The sequence below is a fragment of the Streptomyces sp. NPDC007905 genome, assembly GCF_042959345.1.
Taxonomy (GTDB): Bacteria; Actinomycetota; Actinomycetes; order Streptomycetales; family Streptomycetaceae; genus Streptomyces.
On record NZ_JBIBKS010000007.1, the window covers coordinates 209,884 to 236,622 of the forward strand.

Here is a 26,739-nt window from a genome sequence, read left to right on the forward strand (position 1 = left end):
CGGCGAACGAGGGGCCGCGGCCGTACGGCGGAATGCCGCGACGCGTGGGCTGTCGTGGGGTCGGCGAGCCGGCGACGGCAAACCGAGGTCGTACGATCCGCCGTACGCAACGCCCGTTCGATGCAGAACGCACACACGTCAGCGAAGGAATCCCATGATCTTCATTACCGCCAAGTTCCGAGTCCGTCCCGAGCACGCCGACCGCTGGCCCGAGATCACCGCCGACTTCACCCGGGCCACGCGCGCCGAGCCCGGCTGCCTGTGGTTCGACTGGTCACGCAGCGTGGCGGACCCGACGGAGTACGTCCTGGTCGAGGCCTTCCGCGACGACGAGGCCGGCGCCGCGCATGTGCAGTCCGCGCACTTCAAGGCTGCGCAGCAGACGCTGCCGCCCCATCTGGTCGAGACGCCGCGCATCATGAACGCGACGGTTCCGCAGGACGACTGGTCGCTTCTTGGGGAGATGGCCGTCCCCGGACAGGAGTAGCTCCCGGTCCGTACCCGCGTCAGCGAGCAGCGCGCTCACGGTGGGACCGCTGTGCCTCCCCGCTCCGTCCGCTGCGGTTGAGGGGACACGGCAGGACACGGCAGGACGAGTGCGGTCATTCCGAGCGCAAGGCCGAGCAGATTGCTTGCGATGTCCTGGGCGTCGGCGGCGCGCAGCAGCCATGGGACGGCGTACTGAGTGGCCTCGACCGCGAACGGCAGCGCGACGGCGGCCGCTGCCATCCTGCCACGCAGTTTGCGGCGGGCCCGCTGGTCCTTCGGCTCCGGGATCGTGTGTTTGCTTTGCTGCTCGGCGTCTGCGCGGACAGCGGCGGTTGCGGCCGGAGCTGTATGCCTTGTCACCGCTGACGTGGTCGGGCTGGGCGTTACGCGGAGGGCCACTGACGTCTCGGCACCCACCGTGCTTCCGCGACCGTCGGACGGACCACCGTGGGCGGGCGGTGGGCGTAAGGGAAGGGGACCCGTGGCGTGGGCGTGTCCACGAGCGCCTCAAGAGCCGGGCGCGGTGCGGCATGAAAGGAGCTCCGCCACCTGTCACGCGCTGATCGTCAACCACGAAGTCGGCCATCGCCTCGGCCACGGCCCACGGGCGGCCGGGCCGTCGGCTTCGGCAGCGAGATCCACAAACCGTCGCAACGAGGTCGAGCGGACGACCAACCGGCTCAAGAACTCTGAGCTGCCCTGGCTGCCTCGTGGGTAATATACGGACCCCGAGGCAGCCAGGTGCGCGGCCGGGCCGGTGGATCAGCCGTGGACGACGAACGTCTTCGCCTTACCGGAGCGGCTGGAGCAGGACCGCTTCTCCTCAGCGGTCATCCTCCTGGACTTGACGACCACGGCGTTGCTCTGACCGTCCGTCCCGTTCGGGGCAGGCCCGGTGATGACGTCGGGGACGAACCAGAAGTAGTGACCCCACTTCCGGTCGTCGTAATGCGTCTGCCATGTGCCGGAGACGGTCTGCATCACCTGCGCACGGGAGATCCATCCGACTTCACCGGGTTTCACCGTCATGTTGACGGAGCTGGTCTCCGAGTGTGTGCTCGACCAGGTGTGGCTGTAGGTCGCCGTAACGCTGAGGTCGATGATTCCCGCTATCTTGCCGCCGGCGGTCACGGATACGCCCGCCGAGTCCGTGGAACCGACCGTGTCGGACCAGGTCATCGACTGGGTGGCAGGCGAGGTGCTGCAGTTGTAGAGCGAGTCGGAGACCCGGTGGAAGCCTCCGAGATACGCCTGGCCCAACTGCGGTTCGTTGAAGGTGCACTTTCCTTCGCCCGAGTCACAGTCCGCTATGAGCTGTGCCCGCGCAGGCTGGTCATCGGCCGAGGCCGGAACGGCTATCGCCGCGACCATGCCCAGGGCAGCCGCTGAGAGCGCCAGCAGCCGTCCGCCGTAGCGCATCCTGCGGTTGTTCGCCATACATGTGCCTTTCGCTGTGCATGAGGGGGGTCGGCGATCACAGGAAGAGCGACTGAAGTTACCGCGATCACCGCCTGTTGCAATCCAGGAGACGCAACAACTGACTTATCTACACCACCAGTTGATGGAATCCCAGCCGTGCGCGATCTCCCGCCTGCAAGTGATCGGCGGGACCTGCTCCACCTCCGCTACGACGTGTCGCTCTCCCCGGCCGACGACCACGGCCGGCCGCCCGACCGGCCAGACGCCGTGTGCCGCGTGGATGTCGGTGTGGCACAGCCCGGAGGCCTCGACACGGATGCGGACCTGGCCGGGCCGGGCTCGGGTTGGGGCGCTCCTCGATGACCAGGGGCTCGCCGAAGGCTCGTACGACCGCTGCCCTCATGCTCTCCTCCCTGCAGTGGTGCCCAGGGGTGCGTCGGTCGTGTGCGACGACGGCCACGGGCGCGGTGGCGTGGTGCAGGAGGGCGTGGGTGAGGGTGTCGATGGGGGTGCCGAGGAGGAGCGACGCCACCGTCCAATGAGCGGAGTACCCCGGCAGACTCGCCGGCCGGTCGCCGGCCCGGTTATCGGGGCAGCTTCACGTTCGGGCGCGCCGGTCCAGCAGCGCAGCAGGTCCCGGGCTGCTTCCAGGACCCGGCAGAGGGTCAGGTCGGCTTGGGGTTCCCCTTCCTCTTCCCTGCCGAACGACGTCCACAGCAGCGGGGACCCGATCACAACGGTGGCGCTGGAGGTTCCCAAGGCCCTGCTGCCGCTGCCGCGCGACATGGCTGGCCGGATCGTCGGAGCAGCCGGCGTCGGGCCGGGAGGGAATGGGTGCCCTCCTGGCGGGGTTCCTCACCCGGCCGACCGCGGATGCCGCCGCGTTCCAGCATGCCGACCGGCCCCGGCGCATGGTCCTGGTCGACCTGGTGACCGCGCTCTTCGTTCCCACCTGCTCGGACCGGCGACAGCCTTCCCCCAAACACCCACCGACGGGCCCTCACCCTGGGCAGCCCCTTCCACCCCATACACGATGCCGTCCCTATCCGGTCATTCCCCTGCCGATCAGTAGACACGGAAGTCCGTGAATGGAACGCTCCCTACAGAGCGCGGACGGTCCACACCCCGTTCGCAGCCCACCAGCCCCTGCTCCGGCCCGCCTCGCCGCTCGAGCGCCACACCCGAAGGCGCCCGGCCGCGTTTCTCACACGAGCCGCATCCGAACCAGCAGGAAGTCCTCGCATCAGCCGAATCCTCCCCTTCTCGCCGAGAGGAGTGCACTGATGAACGTCCGGACCAGCCCGGCGGCACTCGCCGTCGTCCTCACCACGGCCGTGGCACTCGCCGCACCCACAGCCAGGGCTGCCGCGACACCCGCAGCCGTCGGACCGACGGAGTTCACTGTGGACACCACCTCCGACGCGGTCGATGCCGACCCGTCGGACGGACTCTGCCGCACCGCGTCGGGCGCCTGCAGCCTGCGCGCCGCGGTGATGGCCGCCAACGTCCGCCAGGGCAGCACCATCACACTCTCTCCGGGCCGCTACCGGCTGACCATCCCGCCCGATCCCCGCCTGATCATCGGAGACCACCCCGACCCGACCACGGGTGACCTGAACGTCACCGCGCCCACCACGATCCGCGGCTCCGGCGCACGGACCACCGTCATCGACGCCAACCACCTGGACCGCGCCTTCCGCATGCAGGCGGACACCCGGCTTTCCGATCTGACCATCACCGGGGGTGTGGCCAAGGAGCGCGAACTGCCCATCACCGACACCGGTGGTGGCGGCATCGCCAACGGACACCGCATGACGCTGCGCCGGGTCGCCGTGACCGGGAACTCCGCGGGCTACGGCGGTGGCATCTTCAACATCCCCGGCTCGCACCTGGATCTGATCGACGGCACCGTCAGCGGGAACGTCGCGGGAGAGGCCGGGGGCATCAGGTTCGACGACACCGGCACCGTGACCAACTCGACGGTCGCCGACAACCGCGTGACGAACCCGGGCGACCGCCCCGGCAGCCTTGCCGGCTACGGCGGCGGGATCGACATCCGTGGCCGGGGACCCGTGGATATCCTCAACTCGACCATTTTCGGCAACAGTTCGAGCGACGGCGGAGGCGGAATCAACATCGCCCCCGCCTACCTCGACAGCCTGCCCTCTCCGATCCCCGACGTCGTCGATCTGCCGCTGGGACGACTGACGTTGCGCAACTCCGTCGTCGCCGGCAACACGGTCGACGACAAGGCCGCCAACTGCAAGAAGGCCTTCGCCACCATCGCCTCGGAGGGCCACAACCTCGACGGCGACGGCAGTTGCCGACTCACCGCCGCGGGCGACCTGCCCAGCCGTGCGCCGCTGATCGGCCCGCTCGCCGACAACGGCGGCCCCACGGACACCGCCGCGCTGCTGCCCGGAAGCCCCGCCATGGACGCGGCGGCGGACTGCCCGGCCACCGATCAGCGCGGTGTCGCCCGCCCCCAGGGCGCCGCCTGCGACATCGGCGCCTACGAGCACACGCCATGACGACACCGCTCGCACCGGCATCAGGAGATGCGATGAGATTGCCGAGCCTGTGCAACACCCTGGCCCGCACCATGATCGCGATTTTGGCCCTGCTGCTGTCCTCCCTCGCCGTTCCCCCGCCCACGGCCCGGGCCGATGCCGCTCACGACTCCCTGGTCGTGCGCACCGACCGCGGCTGGGTGCGCGGCGCCGCCCAGCGCGACGGCGGCCGGGTCTTCCAGGGCATCCCCTTCGCCGCCCCGCCGACGGGCGAGCTGCGCTGGCGTCCCCCACGGCCGGCCGAGCGATGGCCCGGCGTGCGGGACGCCACCGTACCCGCCCGGCCCTGCCCCCAACTGCCGCTGACACTGCTCCCCGACGGCGGCCCCGTCCTGCCCGGCGAGTCCAACCACACCGGCAGCACGACGGAGGACTGCCTGTACCTCAATGTGTGGACACCCGCCCGCACGGGCGGCCGGCCCCTGCCGGTGCTGGTGTGGCTGCACGGCGGCGGCAACGCCTACGGTGCCGGCAGCGACTACGACGGCTCGATGCTGACCGCGCGCGGCGTGATCGTGGTGACCGTCAACTACCGCCTGGGAGCACTGGGGTTCCTCGCCCACCCCGCCCTGTCGGCGGAGAGCGAGGACCACGCCTCCGGCGACTACGGCTTGATGGATCAGCAGGCCGCGCTGCGCTGGGTTCGGCACAACATCGGCGCCTTCGGAGGCGACCACAACCGAGTGACCCTCGGCGGCCAGTCCGCCGGATCGGTGGACACCTGCGCCCACATCGCCTCCCCCACCGCCGAAGGCCTGTTCCAGCGGGCGATTCAGCAGAGCGGGAGCTGTGCCTCGGACGGCGGTCCGACACCGCTCACGCTCGGCGCGGCCGAGCGGGGAGGCAGCGACTTCGCGGCCTCGGTCGGCTGCGCGGACCCGACGACCGCGGCGACCTGTCTGCGCGCCCTGACCACCACCGAGCTCCTTCGCGGCACCGGGACCGGGACAGCCTCCTTGTGGGGCCCGAACACCAGGCCACGTGTCCTCCCGCGTGCTCCGCACAGGGCATGGGCCGAGGGACGAGTCAACGCCGTCCCGACACTGAACGGCAACACCCATGACGAATACCGGTACTTCACGGCGCTGTACCTGGATCTGCTCGGCGACGGCCCCCTGACCACGGCCTCTTACGCCGCCCTTATCAGGCTCCAGCACGGCGGCCGCGCAGCGGCGGTCCTGCACACCTATCCGGCCTCGGCGTATCCCTCCCCGAACCTAGCGTATTCCGCCGTCAACACCGACCAGCGGTTCGCCTGCCCGGCACGGGCCGACAGCCGACTGTACGGCACCCGGGCGCCCGTCTACGCCTACGAGTTCAACGACCCCCAGGCACCACCGTTCATCCCGGCACCGCACACGCCGCAGGGCGCATTCCACGCCTCCGAACTGGCCTATCTCTTTCCCATGGACTCCCTGCACCTGACGCCCGCCCAGCGGCGGCTGTCCGCCACGATGACCGCCTACTGGGCACGGTTCATCGCCACCGGCGACCCCAACGGCTCCCGCGTCCCCGCCTGGCCTCGCTACACGGCCGAAGGGGACCGCATCCAGGTGCTGGCGCCGGACCGGGTCGCCTCCACCACCGGCTTCGCGACCGACCACCACTGCGCGTTCTGGCTCCCCTCCCCCACTTTCCTGGGAGCCGTGCGATGACGCCGACGCACCTGCGGCCGCAATGAGCCCTCACTTCCTGGGATCGGCTGCCCGCGCGAATGGCCCTGCGATCAAGATCCATTGCTGTGCGGCCGACCTGATGTCCTTGCCGCACAGGGAACGGCGGCACGGTCCGTATGGTGCCGGAGGGCTTCGAGAACGTTGTGGTGAGCATCCCGGACATCGGCCTGTTCCCTGTCGTCCAGGCGTCGCCCACCCTGTGCACCTGAGGTTCCGGCCGGCTGGGGTCGAACGCGCCTATGAACCGCCCGATCCCGGGGCGGCACACCCGGTCGTCATTCCCTGTCCGTGACGTCAGGCGACAGGGCGCCCTCGCCCGAGGTACGGCGCACCAGAACGTCGTGGTGAGCCGCGAGCGCCAGCAAGGCGACGTGCAACGGCCCGGTCTCCAGGACGGCGCCCGGTTCGAACCAGCGGGCGACCGCGGTGCCACTCGCCATTCTGAGTGTGAAGCGCGCCATTTCGTCCGCCACCTCGGGGCGGTCACTCAGCCCGAAGACGGCGCTCAGCGCATCCTGAGCCCAGGCCACCAGCGCGTCACGGTAGTGGTGCACCTCGGCCACGGCCGCCGCGCTGGCGTCCTCCTGGACCATACCCAGCCCCAGCAGCAGTTTCAGCCCGTGCGGGTGGCGCCGGAAAGCGTCCTCGACCTCCGCGAGGAAGGCGTCCAGGCGCTGCGCGACGTCGGCGCCCGGCACCTCGGCCGGGGGCAGGGCTGCCAGCAGCGCGGTCCTGGCGCGCTCCAGCACCGCGACATAGATCCCGTCCTTGCTGCCGAAGTGCCAGTAGAGGGAGCTGGCCGGCAGGCCGCACTCGGCGGAGATCATGGAAATGGACGTAGCGGCGTAGCCGTACCGCGACATCAGTTCGCCGGCGGTGTCGAGAATCGCGTCACGGGACCGCGCGCCGCGGTCCTGGGCCGGTGCCTCCGTCATACACCGACTCTAGGCGAGAAGCTGGTGTGCGCTCGGCCTCGCACCGCTTCTCGGCATTGCGCGAGGATGCCACGGCTTGAGCCGGTGCGGGGACGGGACCCGACCGGACCGCCTGACCGCGTCACGCATCCTCGGCTGCCTGCACGTAGGTGCAGCCGCGGCGTACGTTTCCGGGTTCCCGGCAGTCGACGCGAGTCATCCGCTGCAGGTGGCGTGTCAGGCGCGACTTGGGACACCGGGCGCGTGTGGACCGACCGCACACATGAGCCACACCTCGCACCGGGCCCCTTGTCTCCGGCGGCCCGGCACCCGTACGCTCACCGTCCATACCAACTGGACGGTATGCGTCGCAGGGCGTCGGTACACGACACGACAGTCTGCCGGGCGTGCCGACCGCCGATCCAACGCGACCGTCGGAGGAGCCGCCGGGGATGAACAGAAGCAACCGCCAGGTGCGCCTGGCCGCACGTCCCGGGGGAGAGCCGCGGCCCACCGACCGGGAGCACGTCGAGGAGCCGACCGGGCAGCCGGACGGCGGGGAATTCGTGGTGCAGGTGCTCTGTCCGTCGACCGACCCGGAGGTGCGCGGCTGGATGAACGCGGGCAGGTCCTACCTCCGCCCGGTGGGGACCGGCGAGGTGATGCGCGCCGGCACGGTGGGAAGGGTGACCGCCTCCCGGCGCTCCGGGTCCTCGGTCGACAACCACGTGCCGGGCGCGTTCGGCGCGCACGAGCGCTGCGTGCCGGACCGGCGCGGCGTGACCAAGGTCGACCCGGCGGCCCCCTTGCCGACGGTTTTGAAGATCGCGGACTGACTGGACTGAGGAGAGAGAAATCCGGTGAAGGCACTGACCTACCACGGCCGTCACGACATCCGCTATGGGGATGTCCCCGACCCGGCCGTCACCAGCCCCACCGACGCGGTGGTGCAGGTGACCGCGGCCGGCATCTGCGGCAGCGACCTGCACATCTACCGCGGCAACCCGTTCAGCCCGGAACTGGGGTACACACCGGGGCACGAGTGCGTCGGCGTGGTCGTCGACACGGGCGGCCAGGTCACCCGCTTCAGGCCCGGCGACCGGGTTCTGGTGCCCGCCTCCGTCGGATGTACCCAGTGCCGGTCGTGCGCGGCCGGGTTCACCGCGCGGTGCGAGCGCGCCACGTCCAGCACGGAGCTCTGCTACGGGGTGAGCCCGCAGCGCCCGGGCAGCCAGGCCCAGTCCCTGGCGGTGCCCTACGCCGACGTCAATCTGGTGCACTTGCCCGAGGGCATCTCCGACGAGGCCGCCGTCGTCCTGACGGACAACGCCCCCACGGCCTGGTACGGCTGCCGCCGTGCCCGCATCCGGCCCGGTGAGACCGTCCTGGTCATCGGCCTCGGCCCGGTCGGCCTCATGGCCGCCCAGTCCGCCTTCGCGATGGGCGCCGCGCGGGTGCTGGGCGCGGACCTGGTCGCGGAGCGTCGCGCCTTCGCCGCCACCCTGGGTGTCGAGCCGGTCGAGGGCGAGGACGCGCGGACGGCCATACGGGACATGACCGGCGGACGCGGGCCGGACGCCGTGGTGGAGGCCGTGGGCTCGGACGCCACCATCCAGCTCGCGCTCAAGGCCGTACGACAGGCCGGCCGGGTCAGCGTCGTCGGGGTCAGCCAGAGCAAGGCATTCCCCTTCCACATGGGACTGGCGCAGGTCAAGGAGTTGGAGTTCGCCATCGGGCTGTGCTCGGTGCACTACGAACTACCTCCCCTGATCGCCCTCGCCCGTGCCGGCCGGATCAACCCCGAAGTCGTGGTCTCCCACCGCTTCCCCCTCTCCGAAGGCCCGGCGGCGTACAAACTGTTCGCAGACCGCTCCGACGGCGTCCGCAAGATCCTTCTCGACCCCACCCGCTGACCCTCCTGTGCAGGTCCGACTCTCACCGCCGCTCCGAACGCGCAGGGCCAAGCGAAGTGCCCCAAGGGTTCCTTGAGCTCCGCAGCGCCGCTCACGCCTGGCCGCTGCGGGGTGGCTGCGGGCCAGGCGTCGGCCCCCTGGGAAGAGCACGTGAGCGGCGTCGGGAATCCCTTGCCGGGTCGCGTGCGCGCGGCCGCAGTCCGAGCGCGGTCAGCGCAGGTGGCGGGGCTCGGCTGAGCCGGCTCAGCCGAGCAATTGCGCGCTGCTGACCGGTTCGCGCCGCTGTTGTCCGTTGATGCGGTGCCGTTCGATGGACGAGCGCCGGTACACCTCCTGCCGCACCCGCTGGATCTCGCCGATGGGCCGGTGTTCCTCGCGTGATCGCCACGGCGTGATCGACGTGGCGTCGGCGGCCGCCAGGTTGTCGTCCCCGCCGATGTCCTGGCGCGGGAGATCCACCCGGGCAACCGTCACCCAGGGGGACAGGTCCTCGGGCCACTTGACGGACGTGTTGTCCACCGGCATGCGGGCCAGATCGGTGTTGAGCTGGACCTGGAGCTCGAAGGAGTGGTCTCGCTCCGCGGCCTCGGCCACCAGGGTGCGGCGGAACGCCTCGTTGTCCGCGCGCACGTCGACGATCTGGTGCGTGAGCAAGGCCAGGGACGCGGCGGTCGGCACGGTACGGATCTTGGCGATGTGGTCGCCGTACCGGAAGGCGCCCATGCTGTTGTAGGTGTACGACAGCAGGTTCCTGCGCGGGACGGCAGTGAACGACAGCATGGCGAGCAGTTCGTCCCACAGCCAGCTGCCGGGATCGGTGAGCGTCTGCCGGCGGGTCAGGAACTCCGCCATCCAGGTCTTGCGGCGGGCTGGGTCCACGAGCGCCTCGGGCAGTTCGGCGAACAGATCCTCGATCACCATGTAGTCGTAGGCGGTGTTCGCGAAGAAGACGTCGTTGTTGATCAGGTTGAGGTCGAACGTCCCGGTGTCTCGTTCGTCGTCCAGCAGCGAGGGGCCGGCAACCCCGAACAGCTTGACGCCCATTCCGCATGCCGCGCCGAGCTGGTGGTCGGGGCGCTGGTGGCCCAAGCCGTTCGAGTAGCGGACGACGGCGTCGTGCACGGCCGGCCGGGCGAAGATGCCCTGTCCGTAGAAGCCACGGTTGTCACCAATCGTGACCGTGGCCCTGAGGAGGCCGTAGGTCTTTCCGTGGGCGGTGCGCACAGCGCGGCCGACGGCCTCGCGCTCGACCGAGGCACGCGTACGACGCGCCACCTGGGCGACGACTGCATCCAACTCCTCTTGGTAGCCCGGACGTTCGGTGGGGCGGTAGTCCTCGTAGCGGACGGGATCCATGGTGTTGCCTCCCCTGTGCGGTGATGTCTACCCCTGACGCTAGCGAGCAATTAAATTGTGCACAACATAACCGACTGTGGCGAATCACACGGAGACATAGTGCAACCGCGTCGGGGGCACCGCGCCCACAGGGTCGACGCATGCCGAGCCCGTAGGCGGACCGGGCTGCCGGGTCGACCCTCCCCCTGCTGAACACGGAGCCCAGCTCATCCGAGCACAAGGGCCGGAGCGAAGGAGACAATTCGCTGACCAGCACGTGGTGCACGAGACGCAGTACTTCGCCGACCCCTTCGGCGCGCCGGCCTGGCGGGCCGCGCTCGCGGAGCCGATGCCAGGCCGGACCATCGCCGGAGCCTGATTCTTGGCCTCGCTCGGTCACCGGGTGACCAGCCTGTCACTTTGTTGGAGTTCCAAGAACTCCTCTTGCGACGGCTTCAAACGCCCCCAGCAGATGAGCTGGTGCGCGACGTTGAAGACTCGCAGGAAGGCGACCTGGCCACTGTCGATGAAGCAGCGTGAAACAACCCCGGCGGCCGCCGGGCCGCCCGGCCGCCGGGAGAGATGGGCCTCGACCCATGCTGCCGTGATCGTCTTGCCGACGCCCTTCAGACGGAAACCGAGACGGCACGGCGGATGGGCTGCTCGCTCCTCACCAGGTGGAATGACGCAATCGGCGCTGTCCGCGTTGTCCACGTACTCGGCGTCATCTACGGGTGATCGGATTAGTTGACCCCTTAATGAAAGCCCGGCGCGCGGGTGCAGCTCTTCTGACGTCGTGAGCCTCGCGTCAAGGGGCAAGGCTGCTTACGACAGGACAGCGCTCGGGAAGGAGCGCAGGCTGGGAGGAGTGCAGGGGTGGCACCTGGCGATCGATCAGGCGAGGCGAGCTGTACACATGGCGTCGAGGGCCGCCGGAGGTTGCGTCGTTCCTGCCCAGAACATCCGCCGAGTTCGTCGGGTGCTGAGAGACGAAAGGTCACTCATGCCGCAATTCATGCGCGCGCTCGTCGCCAGAGAGGTCGGCGAGCCGGCCGATGTCCTGCGGCTGGAATCCCGGCCTGTTCCCACGCCACAAGCCGGCCAGGCGTTGATCCGTGTGAAGGCGAGCCCGATTCACGCCAGTGATCTGCACGTGCTGCGTGGTCGCTACGGTTTCTCCCCCGAGTTTCCCACTGTCGGGGGTCACACGGAATGCGTAGGCCGCATTGAGGCCCTGGGGCCGAAAACCGAGGGGCTGAAGATCGGCGAGCGTGTGGTGGTCGTTGCCGTCCCGGCCGTACCCGGCCCGCGGGTGGCCGGCACCTGGCAGGAATACCTTGTTGCCGATACACATAGGCTCCTGCCGGTCCCCGACCGTCTGAGCGACTCCAGCGCCTGTCAACTCGCTGTCAACCCGCTGACCGCGCTGCTCCTGGTGGCGCGCGAACTCGACGTACAGCCGGGTGAATGGTTGTTGCAGACGGCGGCGGGCTCCACCGTCGGCCGGCTCGTCGTTCAGCTGACCAGGCACCTGGCTATTCGCACGATCAGTGTGGTGCGGCGGCGCGCTGCCGTGGAGGAGATCAAGGCGCTTGGTGGTGAGGAGGTCATTTGCACTGAGGACGAGGACCTGTTGCAGCGTGTGACGGAGATCGCAGGACCGGCCGGCGTGCGCGAGGCCATCGACTGTGTCGCCGGCGACGTGGGTGCCCAGGTGTCCCAGGCATTGGCTCCGGGAGGAGAAGTTGTGGTCTACGGCGCGCTCTCTACCCATCGGCAGACTGACCCGGCGGCGCTGACGATTCCGCTCCTGGCGCGCTCGGTCATCTACGAGACCAAAGTGGTCCGTGGCTTCTGGCTGAACCGCTGGTTCGGCACGGCCACACCTGCGGATGTGCTGGACGCGCTGTCCGAGGTTCGCACTCTCGTCGCTGATGATGTGCTGACCATCCCCGAGGGCCGGCCGTTCCCGCTCGAACGCTTCGCTGAGGCCATCTCGCTCGCCGAAGCACCTGCTCATGGCGCCAAACCGCTCCTCGTCTTCGACGATGGCCGGGACAAAGACGCCGAGTAGGACGCGGTATTCGGATAGCGGTGGCCTGCGGCGGGGGTGCCGGCCTGTGCGGCCGAGGGCCGCCTCTCGGGCCCCCCTCGCTGAACGCATTTCAGCACACGTCAGGACGGGAAACCCCGTGAACACGACATAAGCGCCCGCCACGACCGCCGCGATCTCGTCAGGGCTGTGCGTCTCGCCGTAGGCGGCCTCCAGCCGCTCGTTGACGCCACGAACAGCCTCGTCCTCGCGGGGGTCGGTCGCCACGGCTCCGCCTCGCGTCACCTGGTGGTCCTGTGTGGTCCAGATCATTGTCGCGGTCCAGCACCGTGACGCGGCGGAAATTGCACACCGCGGGCGGTGCGTCCACAAACGGACGCACCGCCTGATGGGCCTGCAGCGCGATGCTGACCAGGCTTACCAGCAGGTCGACGTCGCCGTCACAGTCGAGGTGCACGGTGACCCACCGTGAACCGGGCACAAGCCGAACAGCCGTCGTCCCCTTGAGGTTCTCCGAGAAGCGCTGAATGACACGCGCCGTGAGGTGCAGGTCCACGTCATGATCCGAGTGGAAGTGCACTATCTCGTCGTACGGGGAGCGCAGTGCCCGACCCGTGCCGCAACTGGCCGACCGCCTGCGACTCTGCCACGGCAAAGGACACGCACCCGGCCGCGACGGCATCCCGGGCCAGTGCAACCGCATCCGCTACGGCAACGGCCGTTGCCCGGCCGTCACTTCACATGGTCACCAACAACGGGCACAAGCTGGCCTTCTACGTCACGCCTGGCCGTCTCCCGGCCATCGTCCTCGACGCCCATCGTCCTCGACGTCGGCGGGGGGCTCGACGCGTCGTACTGGAAGAAGATCGTGCCCGTCCTCGCGAAGAAGACTGGGTCCGAGATCATCACCTATGACCGCACCGGACAGGGCAGAAGCAGTGACGTGCGCGGGCCGTGGAGGGCGCAGAACGCCGCCTCCGATCTCGCGGCCGGCCTGACGCAGCGGGGGCCACGAAGAACGTGGTCCTCGTCTCCCACTCGCTCGCCGGGGAGATCGCCACCTATTTCGTCAGGCAGTACCCGCACTGGGTCACCGGTGCGGTCCTGGTGGATACCAGCCTCCCCGAGTTCTACACCGAGAGCGAAACGGCCAAGCTCGTCGCCGCCAACGAGCAGCAGATCGCAGCGCTCGAGACTCAGCCGCAGAGGCGGGCGACCCGTCAGCTTCTCGCCGAGGCCGACAACTACGGGTCCGTACACCTCGCTTACCACAAGCTGGCCTGGCCGCAGAGCGTTCCCGCCACCGCGATCGTGTCGTCCCGCACGCCTTTCACGACTGCCGCCGACGCACAGCTGTGGCGGCGGGCCCAGCAGGAGTTCGTGAGCGCCGTACCCGACCGGCGCCTGGTGGTGGCGCAGCACAGCTCGCACGACATCCCGATCGGCCGGCCGGGCGTGGTCATCAACGCGGTGCAGGAGATGGTGCATGGATCCGCTCTCCGCCGAGAGGATGGTCAGCCAGAGCCAGCGGCGCCGTAACGGGGCAAATGCTCCTCCAGCACGACACGGACGATCCTGTACGGGACCCAGACCGGTCCGCCCGGCGCGCACTTGGTGTGAGCGTCTGCGCGTTCCTGCAGTTCGCTGTTGGCGGCGATGACCGCTCACTCCCGCTCGCCGTACGACGGCCGCTGACACGCCGACCCGCATCGCGACACTCGCCCGGGGCAAGGCAGCCGCTTCTAACTCCGGGGCTTCGCGTGAACCACGGCCCGAGAACTGCGCACCCCGCAGGCCAACCCGACCCCGCGACGCCCGATCTGCGGCCCATGCCGGACTTCTACGCTGCGTAGTCAGCACCAAGTCAGCACGGGAGCGGCGACGACACCCCGGCACCGCCTCCATGGTGGACGCGCGCACTCCCCCGCCCGAAACTATGGGGCCCTGCCACATACGCATCCGACCTGCGCGTTCCTACGGTGTGGCGACACGCAAACGTCCCCGTTCAACGCCAGGAAGTGGTGCCGATGTCGTCGCCCGCAAGCGCTCCACCAGCCCCGTCCAGCCTCCCCCGCATCGTCGCCGCCAGCCTCATCGGCACCACCATCGAGTGGTACGACTTCTTTCTGTACGGCTCTGCCGCCGCGCTGGTGTTCAACAAGGTGTTCTTTCCGGATTCCGATCCGCTCGTCGGGACCCTGCTGTCGTTCCTGACGTACGCCGTCGGGTTCGCGGCCCGCCCGCTGGGGGCGCTCGTGTTCGGGCACTACGGTGACCGGCTGGGGCGCAAGAGGCTGCTGGTGCTGAGTCTGGTGATGATGGGCGGGGCCACCTTCGCCATCGGGCTGCTGCCGACACACGCGGCCGTCGGCTCCCTCGCTCCGGTGCTGCTGACCGCGCTGCGCCTGGTGCAGGGCTTCGCGCTCGGTGGTGAGTGGGGCGGCGCCGTGCTACTGGTCTCCGAGCACGGGGACGCGCGACGGCGTGGGTTCTGGGCGTCGTGGCCGCAGACCGGGGCGCCGGCGGGGCAGCTCCTCGCCACCGGTGTGCTGTCGCTGCTCACCGCTGTGCTCTCGGACGACGCCTTCGGCAGCTGGGGGTGGCGCGTCCCGTTCCTGCTCTCCGGTGTGCTGGTGATCGTCGGTTTGTGGATTCGTCTCTCCGTCGACGAATCGCCTGTCTTCAAGGAGGCCTTGGAGCGGTCGGAGACCCGGCGCGGGGACGGCGACGCGGAGAAGCTGCCGCTCGTGTCCGTCCTCCGGCACCACTGGCGGGACGTGCTCGTCGCGATGGGCGCCCGCATGGCGGAGAACATCAGCTACTACGTCATCACCGCCTTCATCCTCGTCTACGCCACCACGTCCGCCGGCGTCTCGAAGCAGACCGCGCTCAACGCCGTGCTGATCGGCTCCGCCGTGCACTTCGCCGTGATCCCGGCCTGGGGCGCGCTCTCCGACCGGGTCGGGCGACGGCCCGTGTACCTGCTCGGCGCCGCCGGCATCGGCCTGTGGATGTTCCCCTTCTTCTCACTCGTCGACACCGGCACGTTCGGCTGCCTGGTGCTGGCCGTGACGGTCGGACTCGTGGTGCACGGGGCCATGTACGCGCCCCAGGCGGCCTTCTTCGCCGAGATGTTCGCGACCCGGATGCGCTACTCCGGCGCCTCCATCGGCGCCCAGTTCGCCTCGGTGGCGGCCGGTGCGCCCGCCCCGCTCATCGCCACCGCGCTGCTCTCCGCCTACGACAGCTCCACACCGATCGCCCTGTACGTGATCGCGGCCGCCGTGCTGACACTGATCGCCGTGGGCGTCGCCCGGGAGACGCGGCACCGGGATCTCGCCCAGGTCGAAGCCGAGGACGGCGATCGCACCGCGGCGAGTCCGGCGGCCGAGGCGCGGACGGTCTGACCGGCGCGACGGCTCCCGTCGCTGACCGGCCCCTCGTGCGGGGGCCGGTCAGTGCCGTTCCGGTGCCGCCAACCGGTGCAGGCGCAGGGCCAGTTGGATCTCCAGGGCGCGGGCGGGGGTCTGCCAGTCCCCGCCCAGCAGGCGGCCCACGCGTTCCAGTCGCTGGGCGACCGTGTTCACGTGCACATGAAGTGCGTCCTTGGTACGAGCCGGACTCATCCCGCAGGCGAAGTACGCCTCCAGAGTGCACAGCAGCTCCGTACCGCGGCGCTCGTCGTACGTCACCACCGGGCCGATGGTGCGGTCGACGAAGCCGCTGATGTCCCGCTCGCCCGCGAGGAGCAGGCCGAGGAAGCCGAAGTCCTCGGCCGCCGCGCCGTCTCCGGGACGGCCCAGAAGGTGCAGCGCGTCCAGGCAACGGCGGCCCTCGGCGTAGGCGGCGGCCACCGTGTCGGGGTGGGTGGCGAGGTCGGTGACGGGGGCGGAGGCGCCGACGGTGACGGGCTGGTGGACGGCCGTGCCCAGGTGGCGTGCGGTGCGGCGGGCCATGTCCGTGGCGGTGTCGCCGGTGGTGAGCGGGAGCAGCAGGACCGTGCCACCGTCGCGGGCGGCGGCCAGGCCCTGCCGGGTGGCGGCCAGGTGAGAGGCGGCGGACCAGAGGCGGCGGCGGGCGACGGCTTCCTCGTCGGCGTCGGGCGCCGGGCCGTCCAGGCGGGCCGCCAGGACGACGTGAGTGGCGTCCAGGTCGGCGCGCAGGCGGGTGGCGCGTTCGCGCAGCAGGCGCGGATCCCGGTCGCGGGCGTCCAGGAGGTCGTCCAGCAGCTCGCCCCGTACGCGTTGCTCGGCCTCGGCGGCGGAGCGGCGGGCCAGCAGGAGCAGCGAGGTGACCATGGCCGCGCGCTCCAGCGTGCGCTGGTCCACCGGGTCAAGGCCCGGGTGGCCACGCAGCACCAGTGCGCCGAGGAGTTCGCCGCCCGCAGCCACCGCGGCGATCCAGTCGCCGCCGTGCCGCACCGCGTGCCCCTCGGCGCGGGAGGCCTCCAGCGCCTCTCCGGGCGCCGTACCGGCCTCGGCGAACTCCACCGTGCCGTCGAGGACTTGGGAGACGGCTGCGGCCACGTCGTGCACTCCGCCGCCACGCAGGACGAGTTCGGCGAGCCGGTCGTGCACGTCGGAGGCGCGCTCGATGACGGCACTGCGGTCCTGGATGATCTCGTTGGCGTGCTCCAGTCCGGCCAGGGCCGAGCGGGTCTCGGTGAGCAGGTTGGCGGTGTCGATGGCGGCCGCGGCGAGCGCGGCGAAGGAGCCGAGCAGGGCGATCTGCTCGCGTTCGAAGACGCGGGCCCGCCGGTCCGCGGCGAAGAGGACACCGATGACGTGCGGGCCGAGCATCAGTGGCACGCCGAGGATGGCGACCAGGCCCTCGTCGCGGACGCCCGCGTCGATGGTGAGGGTGTGCTGGAAGCGGGCGTCCTTGAAGTAGTCGTCGGTGACGTACGGCCGCGCGGTCTGGGCGACCAGTCCGCCGAGCCCCTCGCCCATGCCCAGCCGCAGTTGCTGGAAGCGGGCGGAGACGGAGCCCTCCGTCACCCGCATGTAGGTGTCGCCCCGGGCCGGGTCGTTGAGGCTGAGGTAGGCGATGTCCGTGCCGAGCAGGGAGCGGGCCCGCTGCACGATCGCCTGGAGGACGGCGTCCAGGTCCCTGAGTCCGGCCAGGTCGTGGGCGGTCTCGAAGAGCGCCGACAGTTCCGCCTCGCGGCGCCGGCGCCCTTCCAGTTCGGAACGCACCCGCAGAGCGAGGAGCTTGGCGCGCTCCAGCGCGGCGATCCGGTCGGCCGGGGCGCCCTCGGCGCGGGCGAGCAGCACCGGCTGCTCGTAGGCCTCCACTGAGGCGTCACGGGCCAGCAGTTCGAGGTACGGGGCCTCCGCGCCGCCGTCGGACACGCCAGCGGTGCCCCCGGTGGCGGGGCGCCCGGCTGACTGGACGTGATCGCGAGACATGGTCACAGGATTCCGCATCGGGCGCCCGGCCCGTCGGGCCTGTGGAAAACTCCCGGGGCAGGCGCGGCCGGGCCGCTCAGTGGGCCGTCCATCCGCCGTCGAGCACCAGCGAGGTGCCGGTGACGAAGGACGCCTGCGGGCTGCACAGGTACGCCACGGCCTCGGCGACCTCCTCCGGTTCGATGAGCCGCTGGACGGCGCTGTCCTTCAGCAGGATCTCGGACAGGACGCGCTCTTCGGGGATGCCGTGCGCCTGGGCCTGGTCGGCGATCTGCTTCTCCACCAGGGGGGTGCGCACATAGGCCGGGTTCACGCAGTTGGAGGTCACCCCGTGAGGGGCGCCCTCCAGGGCGGCCGTCTTGGAGAGGCCTTCGAGGCCGTGTTTGGCGGCCACATAGGCGGCCTTGAAGGCCGAGGCGCGCAGTCCGTGGACGGAGGAGACATTCACGATCCGGCCCCAGTCCTGGGCGTACATGTGCGGGAGGGCGCCGCGGATGAGCCGGAAGGGCGCCTCCAGCATGACGGTCAGCACGGTGTGGAAGACCTCGGGCGGAAACTCCTCCAGCGGGCGCACCAGTTGCAGTCCGGCATTGTTGACCAGGACGTCGGTGCCGGCGGCGGCGCGCTCGGCCGCGTCGAGGTCGGTGAGGTCCAGGACGTGGGGCTCGACCGTGCCCGCGAGATCCCCGGCCCGCTTGGCGAGTTCCGCCAGCTCGGCCAGGCCCGCCGCGTCCCGGTCGACGGCTCTCACCTCGGCCCCGGCGGCGGCGAGCCGCAGCGCGCAGGCGCGGCCGATGCCGCCGGCGGCGCCGGTGACGAGGGCGGTGCGGCCGCCGAGGTCGAGGGAGGAAGGTCGGGCAGGAGGGTGGGACCCGGGCAGCGGGCTGGACGAGGTCATGGTTCGACCCTAAGCGGAACCCACCCATCACCACATGTGGTGATCACCCATACTTCAGCCAAGACTCATAGGGTCAAACCATGTGGGTGCCTCGGACATGGCCTGCTTGATCCGGAACAGCCCGAACTGGTTCAGATCGGGCAGGGCGTCCACCGCGAACCAGCCCACCTCCAGCGACTCGTCGTCGTTGACCCGCGCCTCGCCGCCCACGGCACGGCAGCGGAAGGTGATGTCCATGTACTGGCAGATGTCCTGGTTGGCATAGGTGACCGGCTCCAGGGCCTGGACGAGGACGACCCGCTCGGCGACGCAGTGCACCGCCGCCTCCTCGAAGACCTCCCGCACGGCGCAGGCCGCGGGCTGCTCGCCCGGCTCCGGGATGCCGCCGAGCACCGACCACTTGCGTGTGTCGGACCGCCGGTTCAGGAGCACTCTGCCCTCGTCGTCGAAGACGATCGCGGTGACCCCCGGGAGCCACAGCCGCTGGTGACCCGCGGAAGCCCGGAGCGTGCGGATGAAATCAGGAGTAGCCATGGGCCGACCCTAATGGGTCGGCCCATGGCTCCATGCCTGTTCAGGGGGCGTACGACGGTCCTACCGCTACGCGCCGCCGACTCGCCGCCCGCGCAACCCTGATCCGATCGCCCAGCCCAGACCGCCCGCTGCGACCAGCACCAGGACCATCTCCGGCAGGATGCCCAGCTCGGTGGCGGGCGTCTTCGAGGTGCGCAGCGGCACCTTCTGGACGAGGTAGGCGGGCACGAACATGCCGGTCTTCTGGGTGATCTTCCCGTCCGGCATGATGACCGCGCTGACGCCGCTGGTGACCGGCACGGTCACGGTCCGGCTGTGCTCGACGGCGCGGATGCGGGACATGGCGAGCTGCTGATAGGTCATCTCGCTGCGGTCGAAGGTGGCGTTGTTGCTCGGCACGGAGATCATCTCCGCGCCGTGTGTGACGGTGTCCCGCACGGCCCAGTCGAACGCGGCCTCGTAGCAGGTCGCGAGGCCGACCCTGGCGCCGTCGATGTCGAACACGCCCGGCTCGCTGCCCCGGCTGAAGTCCTGGCGGACCATGCTGGTCCAGTTCTTGTTGATCGCGCCGACGAGCCCGCGCAGCGGGAGGTACTCGCCGAACGGCTGCACCTGCCGCTTGTCGTAGGTCTGGGTCGGTCCCTTGACCGGGTCCCACAGGATCTGCTCGTTGAGCAGCCTGCCGTCCTTCTCGACCACCCCGCCGACCGAGACCGGCACCCCGACCGCCTGGGCGGCGCCATTGATGACGGCGGCCGCGTCGGGGTTGGTGAAGGGATCGATGTCGGAGGAGTTCTCCGGCCACAGCACGTAGTCGGGCTTGGCGGCCCTGCCCGCCTTGATGTCGGCGGCGAGTTTGAGGGTCTCGCGCACGTGATGGTCGAGGACGGCCCGGCGCTGTGCGCTGAACTCGAGGCCGGAGCGCGGCACGTTGCCCTGGATGACCGCGACCGTCGCGGTGCCGTCCTCGGCCTTGTCGGTCACCAGCGGCCGGGCGGCGACCGCTCCCGCCACCGGCACGGCGAGGCTCAGCAGTGCGGCGGCCGCGGCCCCGCGCCGGAGGACCCGCGTGCGGCGCCGCTCGGCGATCAGGCGCCCCGCCTCGTACAGGCCGAACCCGCACAGGACGACCGCGAAGCCGAGCACCGGGGTGCCGCCCACCGCGGCGAGCGGCAGGAAGACACCGTCCGCCTGGCCGAAGGCGATCTTGCCCCAGGGGAAGCCACGGAACGGCACGCGCGCGCGTACCGCTTCTCCGGCGATCCAGACGGCGGCCGCCCACACCGGCCAGGCCGGCAGCTTGGACACGGCGGCTGTGCCCACGCCGACGAGGGCGACGAAGACCGCCTCGATGGCGACCAGCGCGAGCCAGGGACCGGGACCGACCTCCACACCGGTCCACACCAGCAGCGGCAACAGGAAGCCGAGCCCGAACAGGTAGCCGAGGCCCAGAGCCGCCTTCCAGGTGCGGCCGCGCAGCACCCAGGCGAAGCCCGCGAAAGCGGGCAGCGCCAGCCACCACAGGGGGCGCGGCGGGAAGCTGACGTAGAGCAGCACTCCGCAGAGCGCGGAGGCGACGGCCGGGACCAGACGCAGAAGCCGTCGACCACGCGCAGACGGCGCGGCGGTCGGCTGGAGCCGGTCGGACTGGTCCACGGAAGTTGCGGTGACGGTCACCCGGGGAGTGTACGGCGGCTGACGTTGATGCCGACAGCGCGGGCTGAACGGGCGCTGCCCGCACCGGACCGCGCCGGAAGCACGACGTTCCTGCGCGACTCGTCCACAAGTCGGGCATCAGCCGTTACGGTGTGTCCAGCCTCAGCGGTGCGGCCTTTCCCAGCGCGCGGCCGGGGACTGCCACAGGTCGGGGGACCGGGGTGCGAGGGGCGACGGGTGGGGTCGACGGGGACTGGGTCCGTGACCGGTACGGACGGAGCGGACGCCTACAGCGTCAGACGAAACGTTTCTGACGGGGCGGGCATGATGCTGCTGGGAGCCTGCGCCGCATGGTCGCTGGTCACGGCGGCGGCTCACGAGGGGCGCCCCGAAGGGGTGTTCTCGCGGTGCTCGCCGTGGCCGCCGGTTACGCCGCGGGCCGGATCTCCGGCGCGCTGCTTCCGGTGGCCGCGCCCTGCGCCGGCGCGTCGGCCGGCCTCGTTTTGGCTGTGGCGATGCCGGACCTCTCCCCCGGCCCCCGGTACGCCGCCCCACTCGGGCACGACGGTGCCGTCGCCGCCCTTTTGGCGCTTGCCACCGGCGCGGCGTGCTGTGCCGCCTGGGCCGCGCGCGGACCCGCGCTGCGGCTCGGGCTGCGGCTGCTCGCCGTCACGATCGCCCTGGCCGGGGCCGCCGTGGGCTCGACCGCCGGCTGTGCGGCGAGTGCCGCCGTACTGTCGTGCTCGCTCGCTGCGGGCGTGATGCGTCACCGGGGCCCCGCCATCGCGGGTCTGGCGCTCGCGGCGGCTGCGGTGGCGGCCACGATCTGGGCGGTCGCCGCGGGCACGCTGCCCGGCGGCCTCACCGAGGCGCTGGGGAGCCGGTTGGCGCCGCACCGGGTCCAGCTGTGGCAGGACGCCCTGCGGCTGGCCGACCGGAACACCGCCCTCGGCGTCGGCCCCGGCCTCTTCGGCGAGCCGAGCGGTACGCCGCCGCGGGGACCGACGGCCGACGGCAGACCGCACTCGGCCCCGCTCCAGCAGGCGGCCGAACAGGGCCTCGTCGGCGTGCTCCTGCTGGCCGCGGCGTTCGGCTGGGCCCTGTGGGCCCTGTGGCGCACCCCGCGCTCCACTCCGATCGCCCTCACCGCGGGCGCTGCCCTGACCGCGCTGGCCGTGATCGCCTCGGTCGGCAACGCGCTGAGCTTCGCCACGGTGACGGCGGGCGCGGGGCTGCTGGCGGGGTGGGCGACGGCGCGACCGTTGACCCGCGACAGCACGGAGCCGTAGGGAGACGCTCCGGCGCCTGCCGGGACCTCGGTGTCAGGAGCGTGCGAGGGAGCGACGGGCTCGGGGCGTTCCCGGTCGGAGGTGAGGGCTTCCGACGCAGCTCGGGGTCGCGGCGTCCGGGGACGCGGACCCCGTACCGCTCCGGTCGCCAGGGCGCGGCGTCCGGGGATGCGGACCCCGTACCGCTCCGGTCGCCAGAGCGCGACACCCGGGGACACGGACCCCGTACCGGTTCGGTTGCCGAGGCGGCGGCGGGACTCTTGTGGAGCGTCGCGTCGGGCACGCTCAGTTCTTCCCGGCGTCCGGCGTGGCACCTGACCGTGTCAGTTGGCGGTGCCAGAGGTGATCGTCCGCAGCCGGGCCCTGATGACCCGGACCGCCGACTCCGCGTTGTCCACGGTGATCGTGAAGGTGTGGCCGTCCCACAGGCGCAGCACGATGCCCTCGCCACGCCGCACGACGACCGCGGTCCCCTTCTCGGGGCGCCAGCGATAACCCCAGCCGCCCCAGTGGCGCGGCGTGACAACCGGCGTGAAGTCGGCGCCGACGACCTCGGAGAGCGGGATGCGGCGACGTGGCACGCCGATGTGACCGCAGCGGACCTCGAGGCACTCCTTGTCGAGCTTGAGGTCGACGTGCACGAAGGCGAGCGTGCCGAACAGGACCAGCAGGCCGGCCGCGATGCAGCCCACGACCGACATCGCCAGCGGGGCGATGCCCGAGGTCCAGGCCGAGTCCACGGCCAGGTCGATGCCGAGCGCCAAGCAGGCCGCTCCGACCAGCGCCAGCAACCACTGCACCCGGTTGGTGGCGCGTCCGGTCCAGACGTCAGGGTGCGAGGCGTCCTCGGCGCGGCGGTGCTCCCTCATGTCTACGAGGTTACTCAGGTTTCGCTTCGCGAGTACCGGCTCGCGGAGGGTGACTGCTCCGGGCGGCCCAGGCGAAGCGGCGGGCGCCCCAGGTCAGCGCCGGTCGGCGAGCGGGCCGGCGGCGGGCAGCAGCCTGCCTTCGGCGTAGTGCAGCGCGGCCGTGGGCAGCGTGCCCTCGCGCCCGCTCAGCAGCACCGTCAGCGTGCCCTCGGCCGGGGCCTCGGGGGCGGGCAGTTCGCCGAGGCGGCGCAGGGCCTGGGCGGCCACGGCCCCGGCAGAGCCGTGCAGCACGAGCGGGGCGGCGCCGGGCCGCTGGACGGCGGCGCGGATACGTTCCGCCACCAGCTCGTAATGGGTGCAGCCCAGGACGACGGTCGTTACGTCCTGCGGCGTCAGCGCGGCCGCTGCGGCGACCGCCGCGTCGATGGCCGCCTCGTCCGCGTGTTCTACGGCCTCGGCGAGCCCCCAGCAAGGCACCTCGGTGACCTGGACGCCGTCGGCGAAATCCTCGATGAGACCGCGCTGGTAAGGACTGCCGGTGGTGGCCGGCGTCGCCCAGATGGCGACGGGGCCGCCGCCCGCCGCGGCCGGCTTGATCGCCGGGACCGTTCCGATCACCGGGATGCCGGGTTCCAGGCGGGTGCGCAGGGCGGACAGGGCGTGCACGGTGGCGGTGTTGCAGCCGATGATCAGGGCGTCGGGCCGCCGGGCGGCGGCGGCCTCGGCGACGGCCAGGGCACGCCGGGTGAGGTCCTCGGGCGTGCGCGGCCCCCAGGGCATGCCGTCGGGGTCCAGCGAAAGGACGAGATCCGCGTCGGGCCGCAGGCGCCGTACCGCGGCGGTGGCCGCCAGCAGACCGATTCCGGAGTCCATGAGCGCGATCTTCACCCGGCCACGATAGACGATAGGACCTTGCGGGCCGGTCGGGTGGGGCAGACTGCGCCCGTGAGCGCGATCGTGTGGACCACCGTCGTATCCCTCGCCGCCTGGTGCTGGCTGCTGTTGTGCCAGGGCTTCTTCTGGCGCACGGACGTCCGGCTCCCCCCGCGCAGGGATCCCGGGGAATGGCCGTCCGTCTGTGTCGTGGTCCCGGCCCGTGACGAGGCCGCCGTACTGCCCGCGAGTCTGCCGTCGCTGCTCGCGCAGGACTATCCGGGCCGGGCGGAGGTGTTCCTCGTGGACGACGGGAGCACGGACGGCACCGGGGAGCTGGCCCGCGAGCTGTCCCGGCGGCACGGCGGGCTGCCGCTCACGGTGGGCTCCCCCGGCGACCCGCCCGCGGGCTGGACGGGCAAGCTGTGGGCGGTGCGGCACGGCATCGGCCTCGCACGCGCGCGGGCACCCGAATATCTGCTCCTGACGGACGCCGACATCGCGCACGCGCCGGACAGCCTGCGCGAGCTGGTGGCGGCGGCCCGTACCGGGGACTTCGACGTGGTGTCGCAGATGGCGCGGCTGAGGGTGGAGAGCCTGTGGGAACGGCTCGTGGTGCCGGCGTTCGTCTACTTCTTCGCGCAGCTGTATCCCTTCCGGTGGATCGGCCGGCGGGGATCACGGACGGCGGCAGCGGCGGGCGGCTGTGTCCTGCTGCGCGCGGAAACGGCCGACAAGGCGCGGATCCCGGACGCCATCCGGCACGCCGTCATCGACGACGTCGCGCTCGCGCGCGCGGTGAAGGACACCGGCGGTCACATCTGGCTGGGCCTGGCGGACCGGGTGGACAGCGTGCGTCCCTACCCGCGGCTGCACGACTTGTGGCGGATGGTCTCGCGCAGCGCGTACGCCCAGCTGCGGCACAACCCGCTGCTGCTGCTCGGCACGGTCGCCGGGCTCGCCCTGGTGTACCTGATGCCGCCCGCGGCCGTGGTGGCGGGCGCGGTCGCCGGCAGTACGGTGACGACGGTCGCAGGCGCGGCGGCGTGGGCGGTGATGACAGGGACGTACATGCCGATGCTCCGCTACTACCGGCAGCCGCTGTGGCTCGCACCGCTGCTGCCGTTCACGGCGGTTCTCTACCTCCTCATGACGGTCGGCTCCGCCGTGCAGCACTGCCGGGGGCGCGGGGCGTCCTGGAAGGGCCGCACGTACGCGCGTCCCGATGCCGTGCCCGACGAGGGCTGAGCCGGCTACTTGCGCCCGGGCGTCCAGTTCATGCCCCACCCGTAGGCGCGATCCACGGTCCGCTGAGGGCTCACCCCGCGCTCCGGCACCAGGTACCGCGCCTCGCGCTGGACGACGAGGTCGCCGCCGGTGTGGGTGATCAGGGCGAGTGCGCACACCGTGGAGGGGACCGTGCACTCGTCCAGGGAGAAGTCGATCTCGGCGCCGTGCCGGGGCTTCAGGGTGACCGTGGCGTGCAGATCGGCGAAGGAGGCGGCGCCCTCGTAGATGGTGACGAAGACCAGGATGCGCCGGAAGTCCTGCTTGTGGTCGAGATTGATGGTGAGGTTCTCACCGCTCGTCACGGCGCCCGTGCGGTCGTCGCCGTCGAGGTGGATGTACGGCGGCCGGTGCAGGGACCCGAAGGCGTTGCCGAGTGCCTGTACGACGCCCTTGCGGCCGTCGGCGAGTTCGTACAGGGCGCACAGGTCGAGGTCGAGGTCCCCCGGACCGGCGCCCCAACGGCTGCCCCGGCCCGGGAACCGCTTGCGCGACTGCCAGTTGAGGTTGACCCGCATGGCACCAGAGGTGCCGCCCTGCTTGGCCAGCGAGACGGAGGGGGCCGCCTTGGTGAGGGTGACCTTGGAGAGCCGCACCGGTGCGGCCGGCGGGGCTGCCGGGGGCGGCGGCAGGGGAGCGGTGGTCGGCGGCGGCATCGTGAGTGGAGGGGGGACCGGCGGCGCGGCGGCGGGCGCGGGTGACGGTGGGGTGGGGGTGAGAGGCGGTACGGCGTGCTGCGGTGCGGTGGGGGTGAGAGGCGGTACGGCGTGCTGCGGTGCGGTGGGGGTGAGAGGCGGCAGGGCGTGCTGCGGTTCGTCGACGGTGATGCCGAAGTCCGTTGCCAACCCTTCGAGTCCGCTGTTGTAGCCCTGGCCGACGGCGCGGAACTTCCAGCCGCCCTGGCGGCGGTAGAACTCGCCGAGCACGAAGGCCGTCTCCACGGTCGCGCCGGAGCTGTCGAAGCGGGCGACCACATCCCCGCCGCCGTCGGTCACTTCGATGTAGAGGCCCGGGAACTGCCCGAACGTCCCGCCGTCCGCCGAGGCCGCGAGGACGATCCGCTCGATCCCGCTCTCCACGCGCGCGAGGTTGACGAAAAGGGTGTCGGTGACGTGATCCCCGGCCGTTCGCTTGCCCTCGTGACGGACCGCGCCGGAGGCGTGCGCGGGCTGGTTGTAGAAGACGAAGTCCCCGTCGGAGCGGACCTTTCCGGCCGCCAGCAGCAGGGCCGAGGCGTCCGCGTCGGGCACCCCGGGCCCCGACCGCCAGCCCAATTCGACGCGCAGGGCCGTGGTCGGCACCGGCGCATTCGATCCTTTCGGCATTGACATGTCCGCCCCCATCTCTCGGTGCCCGGACGTCCCCGGGCTCCCCGATCATCCCTACCCGCACAACCTATTCCCGGGGCCGGCGAACTCACCTGAGCGGCTCAGGAAGATCGCCGGTCAACCGCCGGTAACCCCGCAGGAGCTCGCCTTTTACACGATCCAACCGTTGATCGACGTCCTTTTTTGCCGAGTTCGCTCGGATTAGGGATCCCCAGTCACTGAGGACAC

General features: G+C 71.1%; 21 protein-coding genes and 4 pseudogenes. 10 read left to right on the plus strand and 15 right to left on the minus strand.

Annotated elements, in window-relative coordinates; genetic code table 11:
- Window positions 1-154 precede the first annotated feature (154 nt).
- Entirely contained in the window at window positions 155-487 is a 333-nt protein-coding gene (locus ACFZDC_RS14975; RefSeq protein WP_391323802.1) for an antibiotic biosynthesis monooxygenase, read from the plus strand.
- Window positions 488-522: 35 nt separating this feature from the next.
- On the opposite strand, the gene ACFZDC_RS14980 is transcribed toward ACFZDC_RS14975, so the two are convergent.
- From ACFZDC_RS14980 to ACFZDC_RS14995, 4 genes and pseudogenes are all read right to left on the minus strand, one after another.
- Window positions 523-729, minus strand: coding sequence for a hypothetical protein (locus tag ACFZDC_RS14980; RefSeq protein ID WP_391324061.1), 207 nt, complete (start codon window positions 727-729; stop codon window positions 523-525).
- Window positions 730-898 (minus strand): annotated as a pseudogene (locus ACFZDC_RS14985) (IS5/IS1182 family transposase); the annotation flags it as partial.
- 353 nt (window positions 899-1,251) lie between these two features.
- Window positions 1,252-1,926 (minus strand): hypothetical protein, encoded by a 675-nt coding sequence (locus ACFZDC_RS14990; protein WP_391323804.1) that lies wholly within the window; start codon window positions 1,924-1,926, stop codon window positions 1,252-1,254.
- 230 nt (window positions 1,927-2,156) lie between these two features.
- A pseudogene (locus ACFZDC_RS14995) lies at window positions 2,157-2,311 on the minus strand (zinc-dependent alcohol dehydrogenase); the annotation flags it as partial.
- An 880-nt stretch (window positions 2,312-3,191) separates the two neighbouring features.
- Here ACFZDC_RS14995 and ACFZDC_RS15000 point away from each other — a divergent pair.
- Both ACFZDC_RS15000 and ACFZDC_RS15005 read left to right on the plus strand, forming a co-directional pair.
- On the plus strand, window positions 3,192-4,439 hold the full coding sequence (locus tag ACFZDC_RS15000; RefSeq protein ID WP_391323806.1) for a choice-of-anchor Q domain-containing protein: 1,248 nt from the start codon (window positions 3,192-3,194) through the stop codon (window positions 4,437-4,439).
- Window positions 4,440-4,471: 32 nt separating this feature from the next.
- Complete coding sequence (locus ACFZDC_RS15005) at window positions 4,472-6,133, plus strand: carboxylesterase family protein (protein WP_391323808.1); 1,662 nt, start codon at window positions 4,472-4,474, stop codon at window positions 6,131-6,133.
- Window positions 6,134-6,429: 296 nt separating this feature from the next.
- On the opposite strand, the gene ACFZDC_RS15010 is transcribed toward ACFZDC_RS15005, so the two are convergent.
- Window positions 6,430-7,089: a TetR family transcriptional regulator gene (locus ACFZDC_RS15010; RefSeq protein WP_391323810.1), complete on the minus strand. Its 660-nt coding sequence runs from the start codon at window positions 7,087-7,089 to the stop codon at window positions 6,430-6,432.
- A gap of 431 nt (window positions 7,090-7,520) precedes the next feature.
- Here ACFZDC_RS15010 and ACFZDC_RS15015 point away from each other — a divergent pair, with 431 nt between their 5' ends.
- Entirely contained in the window at window positions 7,521-7,904 is a 384-nt protein-coding gene (locus ACFZDC_RS15015) for a hypothetical protein (RefSeq protein WP_391323812.1), read from the plus strand.
- A 24-nt stretch (window positions 7,905-7,928) separates the two neighbouring features.
- Complete coding sequence (locus ACFZDC_RS15020) at window positions 7,929-8,981, plus strand: alcohol dehydrogenase catalytic domain-containing protein (protein ID WP_391323813.1); 1,053 nt, start codon at window positions 7,929-7,931, stop codon at window positions 8,979-8,981.
- A gap of 243 nt (window positions 8,982-9,224) precedes the next feature.
- Here the strand turns inward: ACFZDC_RS15020 and ACFZDC_RS15025 are convergent, their stop codons facing one another.
- Window positions 9,225-10,337 carry a catalase family protein gene (locus tag ACFZDC_RS15025; RefSeq protein ID WP_391323815.1) on the minus strand — a complete coding sequence of 371 codons (1,113 nt, stop codon included), beginning with the start codon at window positions 10,335-10,337 and terminating at the stop codon, window positions 9,225-9,227.
- Window positions 10,338-10,712: 375 nt separating this feature from the next.
- A complete protein-coding gene (locus tag ACFZDC_RS15030) occupies window positions 10,713-11,030 on the minus strand; it encodes a hypothetical protein (protein WP_391323817.1) in 318 nt (105 codons plus the stop codon).
- Between the two features lie 301 nt (window positions 11,031-11,331).
- Here ACFZDC_RS15030 and ACFZDC_RS15035 point away from each other — a divergent pair, with 301 nt between their 5' ends.
- Window positions 11,332-12,390: an alcohol dehydrogenase catalytic domain-containing protein gene (locus ACFZDC_RS15035; RefSeq protein ID WP_391323819.1), complete on the plus strand. Its 1,059-nt coding sequence runs from the start codon at window positions 11,332-11,334 to the stop codon at window positions 12,388-12,390.
- A 292-nt stretch (window positions 12,391-12,682) separates the two neighbouring features.
- On the opposite strand, the pseudogene ACFZDC_RS15040 reads toward ACFZDC_RS15035, so the two are convergent.
- A pseudogene (locus tag ACFZDC_RS15040) lies at window positions 12,683-13,051 on the minus strand (luciferase family protein); the annotation flags it as partial.
- A 338-nt stretch (window positions 13,052-13,389) separates the two neighbouring features.
- On the opposite strand from ACFZDC_RS15040, the gene ACFZDC_RS15045 reads away from it, so the two are divergent.
- Window positions 13,390-13,908 (plus strand): alpha/beta fold hydrolase, encoded by a 519-nt coding sequence (locus tag ACFZDC_RS15045; RefSeq protein ID WP_391323821.1) that lies wholly within the window; start codon window positions 13,390-13,392, stop codon window positions 13,906-13,908.
- Window positions 13,909-14,396: 488 nt separating this feature from the next.
- Complete coding sequence (locus ACFZDC_RS15050; RefSeq protein WP_391323823.1) at window positions 14,397-15,776, plus strand: MFS transporter; 1,380 nt, start codon at window positions 14,397-14,399, stop codon at window positions 15,774-15,776.
- A gap of 48 nt (window positions 15,777-15,824) precedes the next feature.
- On the opposite strand, the gene ACFZDC_RS15055 is transcribed toward ACFZDC_RS15050, so the two are convergent.
- The 4 genes from ACFZDC_RS15055 to lnt all read right to left on the minus strand — a co-directional run bounded on the left by ACFZDC_RS15055 (window position 15,825) and on the right by lnt (window position 20,886).
- Window positions 15,825-17,777: a GAF domain-containing protein gene (locus ACFZDC_RS15055; protein ID WP_391323825.1), complete on the minus strand. Its 1,953-nt coding sequence runs from the start codon at window positions 17,775-17,777 to the stop codon at window positions 15,825-15,827.
- A gap of 76 nt (window positions 17,778-17,853) precedes the next feature.
- Complete coding sequence (locus ACFZDC_RS15060; protein WP_391323827.1) at window positions 17,854-18,675, minus strand: 3-hydroxybutyrate dehydrogenase; 822 nt, start codon at window positions 18,673-18,675, stop codon at window positions 17,854-17,856.
- A 54-nt stretch (window positions 18,676-18,729) separates the two neighbouring features.
- Complete coding sequence (locus tag ACFZDC_RS15065) at window positions 18,730-19,209, minus strand: NUDIX domain-containing protein (protein ID WP_391323829.1); 480 nt, start codon at window positions 19,207-19,209, stop codon at window positions 18,730-18,732.
- 66 nt (window positions 19,210-19,275) lie between these two features.
- Window positions 19,276-20,886 (minus strand): apolipoprotein N-acyltransferase, encoded by a 1,611-nt coding sequence (gene lnt / locus ACFZDC_RS15070; RefSeq protein ID WP_391323830.1) that lies wholly within the window; start codon window positions 20,884-20,886, stop codon window positions 19,276-19,278.
- Window positions 20,887-21,189: 303 nt separating this feature from the next.
- Here lnt and ACFZDC_RS15075 point away from each other — a divergent pair.
- Window positions 21,190-22,154 (plus strand): annotated as a pseudogene (locus ACFZDC_RS15075) (O-antigen ligase family protein).
- Between the two features lie 323 nt (window positions 22,155-22,477).
- Here ACFZDC_RS15075 and ACFZDC_RS15080 read toward each other — a convergent pair.
- A complete protein-coding gene (locus tag ACFZDC_RS15080; RefSeq protein WP_391323833.1) occupies window positions 22,478-23,023 on the minus strand; it encodes a hypothetical protein in 546 nt (181 codons plus the stop codon).
- 93 nt (window positions 23,024-23,116) lie between these two features.
- Window positions 23,117-23,911 (minus strand): aspartate/glutamate racemase family protein, encoded by a 795-nt coding sequence (locus ACFZDC_RS15085; protein WP_391323835.1) that lies wholly within the window; start codon window positions 23,909-23,911, stop codon window positions 23,117-23,119.
- A 57-nt stretch (window positions 23,912-23,968) separates the two neighbouring features.
- Here ACFZDC_RS15085 and ACFZDC_RS15090 point away from each other — a divergent pair, with 57 nt between their 5' ends.
- Complete coding sequence (locus ACFZDC_RS15090) at window positions 23,969-25,144, plus strand: glycosyltransferase (RefSeq protein WP_391323837.1); 1,176 nt, start codon at window positions 23,969-23,971, stop codon at window positions 25,142-25,144.
- 5 nt (window positions 25,145-25,149) lie between these two features.
- Here ACFZDC_RS15090 and ACFZDC_RS15095 read toward each other — a convergent pair whose 3' ends face one another.
- Window positions 25,150-26,526, minus strand: a complete 1,377-nt coding sequence (locus tag ACFZDC_RS15095; protein ID WP_391323839.1) for a TerD family protein — start codon at window positions 26,524-26,526, stop codon at window positions 25,150-25,152.
- Window positions 26,527-26,739: the final 213 nt, after the last annotated feature.

Coding starts and splice junctions, on each gene's coding strand:
- ACFZDC_RS14975 (WP_391323802.1), top strand. CDS start 155: ATGATCTTCATTACCGCCAAGTTCCGAGTCCGTCCCGAGCACGCCGAC.
- ACFZDC_RS14980 (WP_391324061.1), bottom strand. CDS start 729: ATGGCAGCGGCCGCCGTCGCGCTGCCGTTCGCGGTCGAGGCCACTCAG.
- ACFZDC_RS14990 (WP_391323804.1), bottom strand. CDS start 1,926: ATGGCGAACAACCGCAGGATGCGCTACGGCGGACGGCTGCTGGCGCTC.
- ACFZDC_RS15000 (WP_391323806.1), top strand. CDS start 3,192: ATGAACGTCCGGACCAGCCCGGCGGCACTCGCCGTCGTCCTCACCACG.
- ACFZDC_RS15005 (WP_391323808.1), top strand. CDS start 4,472: ATGAGATTGCCGAGCCTGTGCAACACCCTGGCCCGCACCATGATCGCG.
- ACFZDC_RS15010 (WP_391323810.1), bottom strand. CDS start 7,089: ATGACGGAGGCACCGGCCCAGGACCGCGGCGCGCGGTCCCGTGACGCG.
- ACFZDC_RS15015 (WP_391323812.1), top strand. CDS start 7,521: ATGAACAGAAGCAACCGCCAGGTGCGCCTGGCCGCACGTCCCGGGGGA.
- ACFZDC_RS15025 (WP_391323815.1), bottom strand. CDS start 10,337: ATGGATCCCGTCCGCTACGAGGACTACCGCCCCACCGAACGTCCGGGC.
- ACFZDC_RS15035 (WP_391323819.1), top strand. CDS start 11,332: ATGCGCGCGCTCGTCGCCAGAGAGGTCGGCGAGCCGGCCGATGTCCTG.
- ACFZDC_RS15050 (WP_391323823.1), top strand. CDS start 14,397: ATGTCGTCGCCCGCAAGCGCTCCACCAGCCCCGTCCAGCCTCCCCCGC.
- ACFZDC_RS15055 (WP_391323825.1), bottom strand. CDS start 17,777: ATGTCTCGCGATCACGTCCAGTCAGCCGGGCGCCCCGCCACCGGGGGC.
- ACFZDC_RS15060 (WP_391323827.1), bottom strand. CDS start 18,675: ATGACCTCGTCCAGCCCGCTGCCCGGGTCCCACCCTCCTGCCCGACCT.
- ACFZDC_RS15065 (WP_391323829.1), bottom strand. CDS start 19,209: ATGGCTACTCCTGATTTCATCCGCACGCTCCGGGCTTCCGCGGGTCAC.
- ACFZDC_RS15080 (WP_391323833.1), bottom strand. CDS start 23,023: ATGAGGGAGCACCGCCGCGCCGAGGACGCCTCGCACCCTGACGTCTGG.
- ACFZDC_RS15095 (WP_391323839.1), bottom strand. CDS start 26,526: ATGGGGGCGGACATGTCAATGCCGAAAGGATCGAATGCGCCGGTGCCG.